This is a genomic window from Rhizobium sp. 18055 (genome assembly GCF_902706285.1).
GTDB lineage: Bacteria > Pseudomonadota > Alphaproteobacteria > Rhizobiales > Rhizobiaceae > Rhizobium.
Genome location: NZ_CACSKD010000002.1, coordinates 95798 through 110041, shown reverse-complemented (window position 1 = coordinate 110041; position 14244 = coordinate 95798). Strand labels below are relative to the sequence as shown.

14 protein-coding genes and 1 tRNA gene are annotated in these 14244 nt (G+C 61.8%); 8 read left to right on the top strand and 7 right to left on the bottom strand.

All coding sequences use genetic code 11. The annotated features are described in order from the left end of the window. Window positions 1-48 precede the first annotated feature (48 nt). From GVL52_RS03995 to GVL52_RS03985, 3 genes are read left to right on the top strand one after another with little or no spacing between them, the layout of a single operon-like run. Window positions 49-1968: a DEAD/DEAH box helicase gene (locus GVL52_RS03995; RefSeq protein ID WP_160004123.1), complete on the top strand. Its 1920-nt coding sequence runs from the start codon at window positions 49-51 to the stop codon at window positions 1966-1968. Between the two features lie 31 nt (window positions 1969-1999). Beyond that, the gene (locus GVL52_RS03990; protein ID WP_200847766.1) at window positions 2000-2434 is read left to right on the top strand and encodes a GNAT family N-acetyltransferase; all 435 of its coding nucleotides are present in this window, start codon (window positions 2000-2002) and stop codon (window positions 2432-2434) included. Further along, window positions 2431-3150 carry a methyltransferase gene (locus tag GVL52_RS03985; RefSeq protein WP_244619093.1) on the top strand — a complete coding sequence of 240 codons (720 nt, stop codon included), beginning with the start codon at window positions 2431-2433 and terminating at the stop codon, window positions 3148-3150. Before GVL52_RS03990 ends, GVL52_RS03985 begins: the two co-directional genes overlap by 4 nt. 12 nt (window positions 3151-3162) lie before the next feature. On the opposite strand, the gene GVL52_RS03980 is transcribed toward GVL52_RS03985, so the two are convergent. The 6 genes from GVL52_RS03980 to GVL52_RS03955 all read right to left on the bottom strand — a co-directional run bounded on the left by GVL52_RS03980 (window position 3163) and on the right by GVL52_RS03955 (window position 9140). Further along, on the bottom strand, window positions 3163-3576 hold the full coding sequence (locus tag GVL52_RS03980; protein ID WP_160004119.1) for an ACT domain-containing protein: 414 nt from the start codon (window positions 3574-3576) through the stop codon (window positions 3163-3165). A 100-nt stretch (window positions 3577-3676) separates the two neighbouring features. Then, window positions 3677-4900: a gephyrin-like molybdotransferase Glp gene (gene glp, locus GVL52_RS03975; RefSeq protein ID WP_160004117.1), complete on the bottom strand. Its 1224-nt coding sequence runs from the start codon at window positions 4898-4900 to the stop codon at window positions 3677-3679. Then, the gene (gene moaC, locus GVL52_RS03970; protein WP_160004115.1) at window positions 4897-5394 is read right to left on the bottom strand and encodes a cyclic pyranopterin monophosphate synthase MoaC; all 498 of its coding nucleotides are present in this window, start codon (window positions 5392-5394) and stop codon (window positions 4897-4899) included. The genes glp and moaC overlap by 4 nt, the downstream gene beginning before the upstream one ends. 1 nt (window position 5395) lies before the next feature. Then, window positions 5396-6208 carry an indole-3-glycerol phosphate synthase TrpC gene (gene trpC, locus GVL52_RS03965; RefSeq protein WP_160004113.1) on the bottom strand — a complete coding sequence of 271 codons (813 nt, stop codon included), beginning with the start codon at window positions 6206-6208 and terminating at the stop codon, window positions 5396-5398. A gap of 9 nt (window positions 6209-6217) precedes the next feature. Continuing rightward, window positions 6218-7234, bottom strand: a complete 1017-nt coding sequence (trpD, locus tag GVL52_RS03960; protein ID WP_160004111.1) for an anthranilate phosphoribosyltransferase — start codon at window positions 7232-7234, stop codon at window positions 6218-6220. Window positions 7235-7247: 13 nt separating this feature from the next. Further along, window positions 7248-9140 (bottom strand): peptidylprolyl isomerase, encoded by a 1893-nt coding sequence (locus GVL52_RS03955; RefSeq protein ID WP_160004109.1) that lies wholly within the window; start codon window positions 9138-9140, stop codon window positions 7248-7250. A 218-nt stretch (window positions 9141-9358) separates the two neighbouring features. Between GVL52_RS03955 and GVL52_RS03950 the strand changes: the two genes are divergently transcribed. After that, the gene (locus GVL52_RS03950) at window positions 9359-9640 is read left to right on the top strand and encodes a hypothetical protein (RefSeq protein ID WP_160004886.1); all 282 of its coding nucleotides are present in this window, start codon (window positions 9359-9361) and stop codon (window positions 9638-9640) included. An 83-nt stretch (window positions 9641-9723) separates the two neighbouring features. Here GVL52_RS03950 and GVL52_RS03945 read toward each other — a convergent pair whose 3' ends face one another. Next, complete coding sequence (locus tag GVL52_RS03945) at window positions 9724-9975, bottom strand: GlsB/YeaQ/YmgE family stress response membrane protein (protein WP_160004107.1); 252 nt, start codon at window positions 9973-9975, stop codon at window positions 9724-9726. Window positions 9976-10725: 750 nt separating this feature from the next. On the opposite strand from GVL52_RS03945, the gene GVL52_RS03940 reads away from it, so the two are divergent. From GVL52_RS03940 to GVL52_RS03925, 4 genes are all read left to right on the top strand, one after another. After that, window positions 10726-10932, top strand: a complete 207-nt coding sequence (locus tag GVL52_RS03940; protein ID WP_160004105.1) for a hypothetical protein — start codon at window positions 10726-10728, stop codon at window positions 10930-10932. A 196-nt stretch (window positions 10933-11128) separates the two neighbouring features. After that, a tRNA-Ser gene (locus tag GVL52_RS03935) sits at window positions 11129-11218 on the top strand. A gap of 540 nt (window positions 11219-11758) precedes the next feature. After that, window positions 11759-12859, top strand: a complete 1101-nt coding sequence (locus GVL52_RS03930) for a septal ring lytic transglycosylase RlpA family protein (protein ID WP_160004103.1) — start codon at window positions 11759-11761, stop codon at window positions 12857-12859. 40 nt (window positions 12860-12899) lie between these two features. After that, complete coding sequence (locus GVL52_RS03925; RefSeq protein WP_160004101.1) at window positions 12900-14105, top strand: D-alanyl-D-alanine carboxypeptidase family protein; 1206 nt, start codon at window positions 12900-12902, stop codon at window positions 14103-14105. Window positions 14106-14244: the final 139 nt, after the last annotated feature.

The following is a 14244-nucleotide window of genomic DNA, read 5'->3' as shown; positions in this document are numbered from 1 at the left end:
GCTCCGGACGGCGCGCCATGCGCCTGACAATTCCGAAAGACAGACAAGATGACAGATATCAGCGGCGTCGTTCCGGCGATCGGCAAGGCATTGGCGAAGCGCGGTTATTCCGAGCTGACGCCAGTTCAGCTATCCATGCTCGATCCGGCGCTCGTTACGTCAGACGCACTCGTCTCCGCACAGACCGGCTCCGGCAAGACCGTGGCCTTCGGTCTGGCATTGGCGCCGACATTGCTCGGCGACGACGAACGCTTCGGACAGGCAGGCGCACCGTTGGCACTGGTCATCGCGCCGACCCGCGAACTGGCCCTGCAGGTCACCCGCGAACTCGAATGGCTCTATGAACTGACCGGCGCCGTGATCACCAGCTGCGTCGGCGGCATGGACATCCGCAGCGAGCGCCGTGCGCTGGAGCGTGGTGCCCATATCGTCGTCGGCACGCCGGGCCGCCTCTGCGACCACATTCGCCGCCGCGCCCTCGACATGTCGGAATTGAAGGCTGCCGTCCTCGACGAAGCCGACGAAATGCTCGACCTCGGCTTCCGCGAAGACCTGGAATTCATTCTCGACGCCGCACCGGCCGAGCGCCGCACACTGATGTTCTCGGCAACCGTGCCGCCTGCCATTGCCAAGCTCGCCAAGAGCTACCAGAAGAACGCGGTGCGCATCGCCACCACGACGGAAGAAAAGCAGCACGTCGATATCGAATACCGTGCGCTGGCCGTCGCCCCGAGCGACCGCGAGAACGCCATCATCAACGTTCTGCGCTACTACGAATCGACCAACGCCATCGTGTTCTGCTCGACGCGTGCAGCCGTCAATCATCTGACCGCCCGCTTCCATAACCGCAATTTCGACGTCGTGGCACTGTCGGGCGAACTGACACAGAACGAGCGCAGCCACGCGCTGCAGGCCATGCGCGACGGTCGCGCCCGCGTCTGCATCGCCACCGACGTCGCTGCCCGCGGCATCGACCTGCCTGGCCTCGACCTCGTCATCCACGCCGACCTGCCGACCAACCCGGAAACCCTGCTGCACCGCTCGGGCCGTACCGGCCGTGCCGGACGCAAGGGCGTCAGCGCCATGATCGTGCCGATCAACGCCCGCCGCAAGGCCGAGCGTCTGCTCGACAATGCCGGCATTTCCGCCACCTGGGCGCTGCCTCCGTCTGCCGAAGAGGTGACAGCGCGCGACGAGGAACGTCTGCTGGCCGATCCAATCTTCAACGAAGCGCCGCGCGAAGAGGCGCAGGATATCGTCAGCCGCCTGCTCGCCGCCCATGGCCCCGAGAAGCTCGCCAACGCTTTCGTCAACCTCTACCGCTCTAACCAGTCGGCACCTGAAGACCTGCTGGAAATCACCCTGCAGGCAGGCCCGCGCAAGGCCCGCGACAATGCGGAAGGCCCGCGCGACACCAGCCCACGCGGTCCGCGCGACGATTTCGGCGCCAGCGTCTGGTTCTCGCTGAATGTCGGCCGCAAGCAGAATGCCGAGCCACGCTGGCTGATCCCGATGATCTGCCGCAACGGCAACCTGACAAAGCGCGAAATCGGCGCCATTAAGATGCAGCCGGAAGAAACATTCGTCGAGATTTCCGCCGATAGCGCCGAGGCGTTCCTGGCTGCAACCGGCCCGAACAAGACCATGGAACGCGGCATCCGCGTTACCCGTCTCACCGGCACGCCGGATTTTGGCGGTCGCCAGGAATACAGCAAGCCCGATTTCAACAAGTCCGGCCCGGCCAAGCCTTATGCCGCCAAGAAGAGCTACGACGACCGCCCGAAGGAGGGTGGCTTCAAGAAGGGCCCGCGCAGCGATGCAGCCCCTTCAGGCGACCGCGACAGCAAGCCGTGGAGCAAGCCCGGCAAGCCGAAGTTCGAGGGTAAGCCGAAATACGAAGGCAAGCCGAAATTTGATGGCAAGCCCGGCGACGGCCCGAAGCCGAAGTTCACCAAGAAGAAGGGCTGAAGCCTTTCGCTGATGTGACGGTGGGGAGGATATGATGGCAGACGCACTGGTTCTGACGGTTCCGATCTTCAGCACGCTGTGCAACGAAGCCTTCAAGCTCCGCCGCGCCGTCTTCATCACCGAGCAGAAGGTGCCGCTGGAGGAGGAATTCGATCACGATGACCTCACGGCACACCATCTCGTCGCCATCATCGGCGGCGAGGTCTGCGGCACGTTGCGCGTCATCACCATGGACGAACACATCAAGATCGGCCGCGTTGCCGTCAGCGTTGCTGCACGCGGACACGGCATCGCCAGCCTGATGATCAGCCAGGCGATGAAGGATCACGGCGCCACCCGTGGCAACCGATTCTATCTGACCGCGCAGACCGACAAGGTCGGGCTCTACGAGCGCTTCGGCTTCAAGGCCTATGGCGATGAGTTTCTGGATGGCGGCATGCCGCATCTGGCGATGAAGACCTATTGAGCGTGCCGGGTGACGCGATGACGACGCTGCCGACAGCCGAAAGCGAAGAACCGCGTCTTTCGCGACGATCATCCTTCGATATCACCGCCTTCATCACCCGAAATCTCCGTCTGCAGCCGGCGCCGGCGCTTGCCGACATCCTTCTCTACACCGCTCATCCTGCAAGCCGTCTCTCCCGCCTCGGCGGCACAGACCCCGACGCGCCGGCACCCTACTGGGCCTATGGCTGGGCCGGCGGCACCGTGCTTGCCCGCCATGTGCTCGCCAATCCAGCAATTGTCTGCGGACGCCGCGTTCTCGACCTCGGTGCCGGCTCCGGCATTGTCGCGATTGCGGCGGCGAAGGCGGGTGCTGCAAGTGTCGTCGCGGCGGACACCGATCCGAACGCCATTGCCGCCATTGCACTGAACGCGGACGCCAATGGCGTTGCTGTCGGCGTGCTGCATGCCGATTTGCTGGCCGAGCCCCCGCCCGATGTCGATGTGGTTCTCGTGGGTGATCTGTTCTACGAGGAAGAACTGGCGAAACGGGCTCTGGTCTATCTCACGACCTGCCGCGCCGCTGGCATCGACGTGCTGATCGGCGACCCATTCAGGGCGCCATTGCCGACCGAAAGCCTGCGTTGCATTGCCGCGTATCCGGTCCCCGATTTCGGGGACGGCATCGGCCGGGGCGAGACCCGTGCCGGCGTCTTCACCATCGATCCGGCGGCCTGACGCGTCGACCACTCAGGTGGATGCGGCCTGCAGATCCATCAGCACCTGCATCGCCATATCGGCCATATCGGCTGGAACGAAGACATGATCGTGGTGATAGGCGGCAACCATGTTGCACGGGATGCCATGCCGGGTGAGGGCCGTGGACACCGCCGCCGTCAGCCCGATGCCCTCCAGCGACGAGAATACGGTGAGCGTGATCCGCCGCATGGAAAGCGCTGCGTTGAAACCGAGATGATTCGCCTGATTGGCGGAGAGAATGAGCGACATGCCTTCGTCCTCGCGAAACCAGCCGAGCGCAAGAGGCGCGGCCTGCTCTGCGAGAGCGTTGTCGTTCGTCGTGCAGAACAGATACTCGGTCGCGTCGAGGCTGGGTGTCATGCCGGCCAGCATTGCCCGGGTGTCGCGGATCGGTTCTGTGGTCATGGCGTGGCCTTTTCAGTGGTACCGGGGACCGTGTCACGATGAGATGCCCGCTTCGCGACCCTTGTGGCCAGAGGAGCGTGTCAGCTCAAAAAGCTCGCCATCACCCAACCAGATCAGGCCGGATCAGCATCACCTCGCAAGCCGCACCGGCCGGGAGTTCAGGCACGTGCGGCGGCCGGATGATCAGGCAGTCGGCGGCAGCGAAAATCTTCATCATCGACGAATCCTGCTTGCCGAACGGCGTCGCCGCCAGCGCCCCGGCTGCCGATCGCGTCAACCGCGCGCGAACATAATCCTGACGCTGGTCGTTGGCCTTTAGCGCCACCGCAGCCTCTGCCGTCGCAATACGATTGATAGCCGGCAAAGAGGCCAGCTTGCGGATCAGCGGCTCGAGGAACAGCAGGCCGCAGACCAGGCTCGAAACCGGGTTGCCGGGCAGGCCGAGCACATGCGTTTCGCCGAAGCTGCCGACCATCAGCGGCTTTCCCGGCCGCATGGCGATGCGCCAGAAATCCAGCTCCATCCCCGCTGCCAGCAATGTTGCCTGCACCAGATCGTGATCGCCGACCGAGGCCCCGCCGAGTGTCACGATCACATCGACATTGGCGTGGCGCGCCCGCTCGATGGCTGCGGTGATCGCGGCCGTGTCGTCGGGCACGATACCGAGATCGAGCACCTCGGCGCCGGCCTTGCGGGCGAGTGCTGCGATCCCGAAGGTGCTGGAGGCGATGATCTGCGAAGGCCCCGGCTGGTGTCCCGGCGCCACCAGTTCGTCGCCGGTCGCCAGTACCGCGACTACGGGCCTGCGCAACACATCAAGCGTCGCGTGGTTCATCGCAGCGGCGACCGTCAGCCGCGAGAAGTCGACATTGGTCCCTGCTGGCAGAACGGCCTCGCCCTCCAGGAAATCCTGGCCGCGCGGCCGCACATGCTGGCCAGGGCGAACGGGGAAGGTCGTGCGGATGCCGCCGTCAATCTTGTCCGCGTCCTCCTGCAGCAAGACGCTGTCTGCGCCTTCCGGAACGGGAGCGCCGGTGAAGATACGAACGGTCTCGCCCACGCCGACGGAGCCGTCGAAGGAATGACCGGCCGCCGAGGTGCCGATCAGTTTCAGCGTTGTGCCCGGCTGTGGCGCGTCTTTCCCGCGTAATGCATATCCGTCCATCGCAGAGGCGTTGAACGGCGGCTGCGTCAGCCTGGCCGTCACATCGCTGGACAGAACCCGGCCATCGGCCTCGGCAAGCGCAACGCCTTCGGATGCCGCGACAGGCCGCGCCCGAGACAACAGGCGCCCTTGCGCTTCGGCAACCGTCAGCATGCTCATTTCAAATGCTCCGGATGCTTATAGTCACCGGACTTGCCGCCCGATTTTTCCAGCAGCCGGATACCGCCGATCTCCATCGCCTTGTCGGCGGCCTTCGCCATGTCGTAGATCGTCAGGCAGGCAACCGAAACGGCCGTCAGCGCCTCCATCTCGACGCCGGTCTTGCCTGTCAGTTTGGCGGTCGCGGTGACGCGCAGGCCGGGCAGGGCGGTGTCTTCCGATATCTCGACCGCGATCTTGGTCAGCATCAGCGGATGGCAGAGCGGAATGAGATTGCTGGTCTGCTTGGCGGCCATGATACCGGCCAGCCGCGCCGTGCCGATCACGTCGCCCTTCTTGGCGTTGCCATCAAGGATCAGTTGCAGCGTCGCCGGCGCCATCGTTACGTGGCCCTCGGCGGTGGCGATGCGTGTGGTCTCTGCCTTGTCGCCGACATCGACCATATGCGCTTCGCCACTGGCATCGATATGGGTGAGGCCGCTCGTGCCGCTCATATTACTCGGCCGCCAGTGCAGCGTCGCCAAACAGCAGCGCGCGTGTCGCTGCCGTCACATCGTCCTTGCGCATCAGGCTTTCGCCGACCAGAAAGGTGTTGATGCCGAAGGCCTCGAGCCGCTTGCAATCCTCATGGGTGAAGACGCCGCTTTCGCCGACCAGCAACCGATCATCAGGCACCATCGCCGACAGCGTCTCGCTGACGGTCAGGCTGACCTCGAAGGTCCTGAGATTGCGGTTGTTGATGCCGACCAGCGGCGAGGAGAGTTTCAGCGCCCGCTCCATCTCTTCGGCATCGTGCACTTCGACCAGAACATCCATGCCGAGGCCGAACGCCTCGTCCTGCAGCCGCTCGGCATCGCTATCGGTCAAGGACGCCATGATCAACAGGATGCAGTCTGCACCCCAGGCGCGGGCTTCGTGAACCTGGTAGGTCTCGAACATGAAATCCTTGCGCAAGGCCGGCAGGTCGCAAGCCGCACGCGCCGCCATCAGAAACTCCGGCGCCCCTTGAAAACTCGGCCTATCCGTCAGGACAGACAGGCAGGCGGCGCCACCGAGTTCATAGGCCTTGGCCAGCGCGGGAGGGTCGAAATCCGGGCGAATCAGGCCTTTGGATGGGCTGGCCTTCTTGATCTCGGCGATCAGCCCATAGTTGCCGGCATCGCGCTTTGCGGTCAATGCCTTGTAGAAACCGCGCGGTGCGGATTGTTCCGCCTGCATCGCCTTCAGATCGGCAAGCGAGACGCTCGCCTTGGCAGCGGCGATCTCTTCGCGCTTGTAGAGTTCGATCTTCTGCAGAATGTCGGTCATATCGCTATCCTAGTCGATGTCGTTGGACACGGCGACGAGTTTGTCGAGCGCGGCTGCCGTCGCGCCGCTGTCAAGCGACTGGGCGGCAATCCGCATGCCGTCGCGCAGTGTCTCGGCCTTGCCAGAGATCACGAGCGAGGCTGCCGCATTGGCAAGCGAGATGTCGCGGTAGGCGTTCCTGGCGCCGCTCAGCACCTCGCGCAGCGCCGCCGCGTTGACAGTGCCATCGCCACCCTTGATCGCCTGCAGCTCGACCGGCTCGACGCCGAAATCGGCAGGTGACAGCTCGAATGTGCGGATCTTGCCGTCTTCGAGTGCCGCCACGCTGGTCATGCCTGTCGTGGTGATCTCGTCCAGACCGTTCCCATGCACGACCCAGACGCTTTCAGAGCCGAGATCGCGCATCACTTCGGCGATCGGCACAACCAGCTGCGGCGAGTAGACGCCGAGCAGCTGGCGGCGGACGCCGGCCGGATTGGAGAGCGGGCCGAGCACGTTGAAGATTGTGCGGGTGCCGAGCTCGACACGCGACGGGCCGACATGGCGCATGGCCGAATGGTGCTGCTGGGCAAACATGAAGCCGACGCCGGCCTCGCGGATGCAGCGTGAAATCACTTCGGGGGTGACGTCGAGCTTGACGCCCAATGCCGCAAGGCTGTCTGCCGCACCGGATTTGGAGCTGAGTGCCCGGTTGCCGTGCTTGGCGACGGGCACACCGGCACCGGCGACGATCAGCGCCGCCAGTGTCGAGATGTTGTAGGTGCCGCTGGCGTCGCCACCGGTGCCGACGATGTCGATGGCGTCGGCGGGAGCCTCGACCGTCAGCATCTTCGAGCGCATCGTGGTGACGGCGCCGACGATCTCATCGACGGTTTCGCCGCGAACGCGAAGGGCCATCAGGAAGCCGCCGATCTGCGAAGGTGTCGCCTGGCCGGACATCAGGATGTGGAAGGCCTCGCGGGCCTCCTCACGTGTCAGCGGCTCGCGGCTTGCGGCCTTTGCCAGGAGAGGCTTCAGATCGGTCATGCTTCCCGCCCCCTTAGCGTGCGGCTGCCTGTTCGGCGAGCGGCTGGTTTATCGAGGCGCCGTACTGCGTCTGCAGCAGCGCCACCATCTGGTCCAGGATATCGTCGCCGGCGGCCTTGGCCATGGCGGTGATCTGCTGGTCCTGGTTGGCGAGTACATCGCCCGTCGGCTCGGTGTTGACCTCGTTGACCTTCATCAGGATCTGCGTCGTCGGGTCTGCACCAACGGCCGTGGCAACGGTGTCGATCGGGCCGGTGAAGGCCGCGTTGACGCCTGACGTGCCCAGCACCGCGTCGTCCATGCCGCGGGTGATGCCGCTCTTGCTCTGGACTTCGATGCCGAGCGGTGCTGCGATATCGGCAAGCGACGTGCCCTTGATTGCCTGCTGCTTCAGCTCGTCGGCTTTCTTGGCAAGTTCGGCCTTCTGCTGCTCGGCCGTCCAGTCGGCAACCGCCTTGTCCTTGACTTCGGCAAGCGGACGATCCCGCTGCGGGGTGATGTCGCCAAGCGCAAACCACAGATAGCCGTCCGTGCCGATCGACAGCGATGGAACATCGGCACCGACTTCGGCGCGGAACACGGCGCTCAGAACCTGCTGCTTGGCCGGGATGTCCTTGACCTCGTTGCCGGCCTTGTCGAGGCCGGTGGCATCGACGGCGTCGATGGTTACGGCCTTGAGCTTCAGCTGCGAGGCGATCTGGTCAAGCGTCGAGCCGGAGCTGCGCATGTCCTCGATCTGGTCGTGAACACTGACCATCTGCTGCGAGGCGTTGGAAACCGCAAGTTCCTTGCGGATGTCTTCCCTGACCTCATCCAGCGTCTTGGCACTCTCAGGCTTGATGTTGCTGATGCGCAGGATAACCGGCCCGAAGCTGCCCTCGACAACAGGTGTCGTTCCGCCATTCTTGGAAACCGCGAACGCAGCTTCGGCAACGGACTGATCCGGAACCTTGTCCTTGGCGAATTCGCCGAGCATGACGTCATTGGCCGTCTTGCCCTGGTCGGTGACCAGCTGGTCGAACGTCGTGCCGGTCTTCAGTGCATTGACGGCAGCGTTGGCGAGGTCCTTGTTCTGGAAGGTCAGCTGTTCGATTGTCCGGCTCTCGGGCGTCGTGAAGCTTTCCTTGCGCTTTTCGAAATCTTCGCGAATCTGATCGTCGGTCACCGATGCGGCATCGGCGATATCGTCCGGCTGCAGCTTGAGATAGGTGACCTTGCGATATTCAGGTGCGCGGTAGCGTGGCTTGGCACCTTCGAACCACTTGGCGAGGACATCCTCGGCCGGCGCCTTGATCGGCTCGATATTGGCGTTGGTCAACAGCAGGTAGTCGATCCCGCGGCTTTCCTGATGATAGAGCTTCAGCGCATCGACAAGCGTCTTCGGTGGCGTAAAGCCATTGGACACGGCATCGACGATCTGGCTGCGAACCGCGACGTTGCTGCGTTCCTTGATATAGTCATCCTCGCGAATGCCGGCATTGCGCAGGCGCGAGGTGAACAGCGCGCGGTCGAACTGGCCATTGACTGCCTTGAACGCCGGATCGTCGCCGATCAGCTGTGCCAGTCGATCCTCGGACAGGCCGAGATTCATGTCGGCGGCGAGCTGGTCGAGCGAAGCGCCGGCGACCAGCTGCGACAGCACCTGCTGCTCGACACCGAATGCGCGTGCCTGTTCGGGCGTCAGACGCATGCCGAACTGCTGGCTGAGGTTGGCGACCTGGCGCTGGTAGGCGAGCCGGTACTCGTTCACGTCAACCTGTTGATCGCCAACGGTCACAACAGTCGTGCTGTTGCTGCCGGTCAACAGGGAGTGAGACACACCCCAAATGCCGAAAGAGGCGACCAGGAGCAGCATCAGGAGCTTGGCGGCCCAGGTATGGGCAGCTCTACGCAGAAGATCGAACATCGAAACGCAAACCTCGCATTATATTCGCCCGTTCGCGGGCAAAGCATTGGACGTTCCTTAGAGCAAACTCATCGGGAATTGAAGGCTTATCGCGCGAAAACATCTGCGCTATATCTGCCTCGGTTCGCGATCCGGGTGCACGACAAAATATGCCGTGTTGCGGAACCTTTGACCGGGGTATTTCGTTGAGCAGCATCCCGATGAAACAGGAGCAGACTATGGCCGACATGAAAACCGCCTCCGCACAGTCCACAGCCGCGCGCGTCAAGGCGGAGATTGCAACAGATGATCTTTCCGCACAGGTTGCCGCATTGCGCGACGACCTCGCGCGCCTGTCAGAAAGCGTTGTCGCGCTGGGGCAGGGTGCAAAGACCGCCGTTGCCGATGAGGCCTCCGTATTGACCGAACGCGTGCGCGATAAGGTGCGCGAAGAGCCGATTTTTGCAATCGCGGTCGCCGCTGGTGTCGCCTATCTTTTCGGCTTGATGAGCCGCAGGTAAGCCATATCTCTTGATGGCGAGTGAAAAAGAGGCCGGGCGCTTGAACGCCCGGCCTCTTTTGTGTTCCGTTGCCGCGCTTGCGATCAGCGGCGGATCAGTCGCCCGACAGCGATGAGAATGCAGGCGCCCACGAAGCCGGCGATGAGATAGCCGATCCAACCTCCCAGCACGACACCAAAGCCCGCCAGAATTGCATTTGCCACGATGGCACCGACGATCCCAAGAATGATGTTCATGAAGATGCCCATGTTGCTGTTCATGAACTTCTCCGCCAGCCAGCCGGCCAAACCGCCGATCACTATGGCTGCAATCCAACCAACGCCTGCACTTTCCATATTTCTATATCCTTTCAGGAAACGATAACCTTCAAACCGAACGCATGAATGGTGTGCAGGATATTGACGCAGCACTGCATCTGATCACGCACCCAAAGCTAGATAGGCGACAACGCCGTTCGAGCAAGGCGAAGGGCCGAACAGTTGGGCCATCGAACGCGGCGACGAGACCGAAACCGGCCTCAGCCGTGTCTGATCGGGCGGTCGCGCCGATCACACGAATGTGAGATGCAACCAATGGACGATATTCATGAAATTACTCGACGCTGTGTCGAGTGAATGGCAGAACGTCGTCGGTGGGTAGCCATGCGCTATCGCAGTCACGGCGCCTGTGGATAACAATGGAATTAAGCCCGGTGGTGATGCCCCAGAATAAATCAACTTTTGCAAGAAATTAGTTATCGTTCAAATATCAAATAGCAACTGAATACAAATTCAGAATCTCCAGTAAAATTGATTGAGATAAAGCGAAAATATACTTGGATAAACTGTCTAAGGCTTCAATTTTATGCTTGAGTGTGATTTGTATGTTTAAATATAGTCTTTATTTTTCAATGATGTATCGCCGACTATGGATCGTATTTGTCAGTTTGGCGTGCGGTGCAGCAGCGCGGATCGGGAGAAGATTTCCTCCTGCCGGTGTAGTGCAAAAACCTCAGAAGCCCTCAAAGTCGATGTTTTCATCAGTGGCCACTTGCTCAACCTGCAATCTATGTCATGGTACACTCTTCGACATGAGGGGTAACAGAGATGATCAATCTTCAGTCAGCTCGCAGCGATACCACCCACGATCAGCGTTTGCTCGATTGCCGCGCCGAAGTGGAACCTGCACTTCATCAGATTATCCGCGAGGCGCAGCAGAATGGCTGGGCCGCGGCCGAGGTCGCAATGGCGATAGCCGATGCGGCAGACGACTACATTCTTCTGCTGGCAAATCGCAAGACCACAGCTCACTAACAGTGCTTGGAGCCGCTCAACCGGTTCAGCCTATGGCTATTTCGTCCGCTCTTGCGCGCGAACATATGCAAAGACGTCAGAGGGCCGGTTGACGGTGCCGAGGAAGCGGCTATAAAGCCTTCCAAACCTGATTTGACGGCAATCAAAGCAGGCCTCTTGTTTGGGGCGCGGCTGAAGGCTGTAAAATCGACGCGATGGAAGAGTGTCCGAGTGGTTTAAGGAACCGGTCTTGAAAACCGGCGTGCGGGAGACCGTACCGTGGGTTCGAATCCCACCTCTTCCGCCACGCGCGTTGTTTTTGTTGGTTTTTTGCGATTTTCGTCTAAATTGTCGGCGGTTGTCATAACTGGCCGATCAGGCCTTTGCCTGCAAAATCACGGGAACGGCGCCTTGTGCTTGGCGCTGGCGGCGCCGTGGCTGCTGCCGATTTGACTGCGATCCTGGCGCTTGTGATATTCAGCGGTCCTTTCGCTCTTGCGATCGACGCGTGACGCCCCGCACCTATCCGCGGGTTGGTGTGCCGATCGGCAGCGTGAGCCGACCCAGGACCGACGTCAGCGCCAACACCGTTAATCCGGCTGTTTCGTTTCATTCCTGATGACGCCTGACGGCCATCTGCGATGCGGCTCCATGTGCTGCATTGCTTCGTTAAATTAGTGATCTATTAACCACGTTAATTAGAATTGTTCCTATCTCGCCGAAAGCTTTCGCAAAATTGCCATGAAAGCCGCATGATTAAAGTCTCGTTAGGTTGATGGCAGTAGGGGTTGTCTTGCCTGTAAGGGCGGATTTCTTAACCATAACGGTCTTGAGCGGCGTGGGACATATGAGACGAGTTTTCGGGGCGGCGTCATTCGCAACACCTGTTCGGTGGGTTGGCTTGTCGCTGATCTGTGCGACGGTGACAGCCTGCGGCACGACACACACCACGACCGCCAAGCGCACCCATGGCAAGGAATACTTCTCCGAGAAGGAATATGGCGTAAAGGCCAGTCCGCGTGTTGCCGACGGCAACAACATTCCAAAGGGCGGCGGCCGCTACCTTGTCGGCAATCCCTATGTCGTCAAAGGCAAGATGTACTACCCGAAGGAGGATTTCTCCTACAACAAGGTCGGCATCGCTTCCTGGTACGGATCTGCTTTTCACGGTCGCCTGACCGCCAATGGCGAAGTCTACGACCAGATGCACATTTCGGCCGCGCATCCGACATTTCCGCTGCCGAGCTATGCGCGCGTCACCAATGTCGAAAACGGCTCGTCCGTCATCGTGCGCGTCAACGATCGCGGCCCCTATCACGAAGGCCGCATCATCGATCTGTCGAACAAGAGCGCCGACATGCTCGACCTGCAGCACAGCGGCACTGGCAAGGTGCGCGTGCAATATGTCGGCAAGGCCCGCATGGACGGCCACGACATGCCATACCTGATGGCCTCCTATGTGCCGAAGGGCAGCCGCATCCCCGGCATCAATCCGGGCGAGGGCCAGATTGCCAGCGGCGTGATGGTCGCCTCCAACAGCAAGCGCATCACGCGCGACGAGATCCAGAGTTTTGGCGGCTTCACGCCGCCGTCGCCGGACAGCGTGCCGGTTCCAATGTCCGCCACCTCCTATGCCGGATTGACCCCGAGCGCGCCCTACAACGCCGCTCGGGTCCCAACGCCGCTAAGAGCGCCATCCTTCGACAACGCCGCGCCTGAGGCGTTCGGGGAGATGGTCGTGCTGCCCGAGATCGGCCCTTACCCCTATGAGCGTCCCTATGGATGGCAGAAGGGGTCGTTGGCCATGGGTTACCAGGAAGAGGGCGTGAAGACGGTGACTGTCGATCTCGCTTTCGACGCTGTCATGGTCCGCAATGACGGATTGACCGAAGATTCCATCCTGGCATCGTTCAAGCGTCAGAAGGCAGCCAGGCCTGCCTTGAAGTAATGTTTCCATGGCCTTTCGGGCCGGATCGATGAGGGTTTCGATGCTGAAACATATGCTTCGCATCTGGATATGCCTGCTGCCCCTGGCCGGTGCAGGCGTTGCGATTGCCGCTCCCGCCGAGACCAGTGCAGGATTTGTCACCAAGGCGGGGCAGGCCTACATGGTCGAAGCCTCGACCGGCACGGTCCTGCTTGCCAAGAATGAAAACCAGGGCTTTTCGCCGGCTTCGCTTGCCAAGCTGATGACGGTCGAACTGGTCTTCGACGCGCTGAAGAACAACCAGCTGACGCTCGACACCCAATATCCGGTTTCCGAATTTGCCTGGCGCACCGGCGGCGCTCCATCTCGCACGGCCACGATGTTCGCGGCGCTGAAATCCAATGTCCGGGTCGAGGATCTGATCAAGGGCATCGCCATCCAGGGCGCCAATGACAGCTGCATCATCCTGGCTGAAGGCATGAGCGGCGGCGAGCCGGCCTTTGCCGAAAACATGACGCGCCGCGCCAGGACGCTCGGCATGCAGCGCTCGCTGTTTGCCAATTCCACCGGGCTTCCCGATGGCAAGAGCGCCACGACCGCCTTCGACATGGTGATGCTGGCGCAGCACCTGCAACAGAGCTATCCGAACTACTATCCGTATTTCGCTCAGCCGGATTTCGAGTGGAACAAGATCTTCCAGCGCAACCGCAACCCGTTGCTCGGCTTCGGTCTCGGCGTCGATGGCCTGGCGACCGGCTTTGCCGAAGGCGAGGGCTATTCGATCGTGGCCTCTGCCGAACGCAACGGTCGCCGCCTGTTCATGACGCTGGGTGGCATCGCGTCCGACAAGGAGCGCACCGAAGAGGCCAAGCGGGTGCTCGAATGGGGCCTCAGCGCCTTCGAGATCCGCCAGTTGTTTGCCGAAGGCGAAGTGGTCGGTACCGCAAGTGTTTATGGCGGCGCGTCGCGCAGCATCGAGCTCGTCGCCAGGAGCCCGATCAGCGTCTACATCCCGGTCAACAATCCGGATCGTCTGGCCGCCCGCATCGTCTATCACTGGCCGCTGGCAGCCCCTGTCGCGGCGGATCGCGAAATCGGCACGCTGCGTCTCTTCGCCGGCAGCCGGCTGTTGCGCGAGGTCCCGCTCTACAGCAAGGCCGCCGTCGAACAGGGTTCACTCGGCAGCCGCGCCGTCGATGCCGTACTCGAACTGGGCGAGACGCTGCTGTTCTCCTGGCTCTGGGACAAGCCGGCTGAGCCCACCTGACGCCATATTTTCGCGTCACCCTGTGACAAAGCTGGGAGTTCGGCGCGAAACGGTTCCGCTCGCCATCATCTTCGGCTAGATGTACGGCGGTGGCGCCACGCTGGCGCCGACGCATTGCAGGGCCAGACCGCAGGGTCAG

Excerpts from the sequence above, each read along its gene's own strand:
- GVL52_RS03995 (WP_160004123.1), top strand. The coding sequence starts at position 49 with ATGACAGATATCAGCGGCGTCGTTCCGGCGATCGGCAAGGCATTGGCG.
- GVL52_RS03990 (WP_200847766.1), top strand. The coding sequence starts at position 2,000 with ATGATGGCAGACGCACTGGTTCTGACGGTTCCGATCTTCAGCACGCTG.
- GVL52_RS03980 (WP_160004119.1), bottom strand. The coding sequence starts at position 3,576 with ATGACCACAGAACCGATCCGCGACACCCGGGCAATGCTGGCCGGCATG.
- glp (WP_160004117.1), bottom strand. The coding sequence starts at position 4,900 with ATGAGCATGCTGACGGTTGCCGAAGCGCAAGGGCGCCTGTTGTCTCGG.
- moaC (WP_160004115.1), bottom strand. The coding sequence starts at position 5,394 with ATGAGCGGCACGAGCGGCCTCACCCATATCGATGCCAGTGGCGAAGCG.
- trpC (WP_160004113.1), bottom strand. The coding sequence starts at position 6,208 with ATGACCGACATTCTGCAGAAGATCGAACTCTACAAGCGCGAAGAGATC.
- trpD (WP_160004111.1), bottom strand. The coding sequence starts at position 7,234 with ATGACCGATCTGAAGCCTCTCCTGGCAAAGGCCGCAAGCCGCGAGCCG.
- GVL52_RS03955 (WP_160004109.1), bottom strand. The coding sequence starts at position 9,140 with ATGTTCGATCTTCTGCGTAGAGCTGCCCATACCTGGGCCGCCAAGCTC.
- GVL52_RS03950 (WP_160004886.1), top strand. The coding sequence starts at position 9,359 with ATGGCCGACATGAAAACCGCCTCCGCACAGTCCACAGCCGCGCGCGTC.
- GVL52_RS03945 (WP_160004107.1), bottom strand. The coding sequence starts at position 9,975 with ATGGAAAGTGCAGGCGTTGGTTGGATTGCAGCCATAGTGATCGGCGGT.
- GVL52_RS03940 (WP_160004105.1), top strand. The coding sequence starts at position 10,726 with ATGATCAATCTTCAGTCAGCTCGCAGCGATACCACCCACGATCAGCGT.
- GVL52_RS03930 (WP_160004103.1), top strand. The coding sequence starts at position 11,759 with ATGAGACGAGTTTTCGGGGCGGCGTCATTCGCAACACCTGTTCGGTGG.
- GVL52_RS03925 (WP_160004101.1), top strand. The coding sequence starts at position 12,900 with ATGCTGAAACATATGCTTCGCATCTGGATATGCCTGCTGCCCCTGGCC.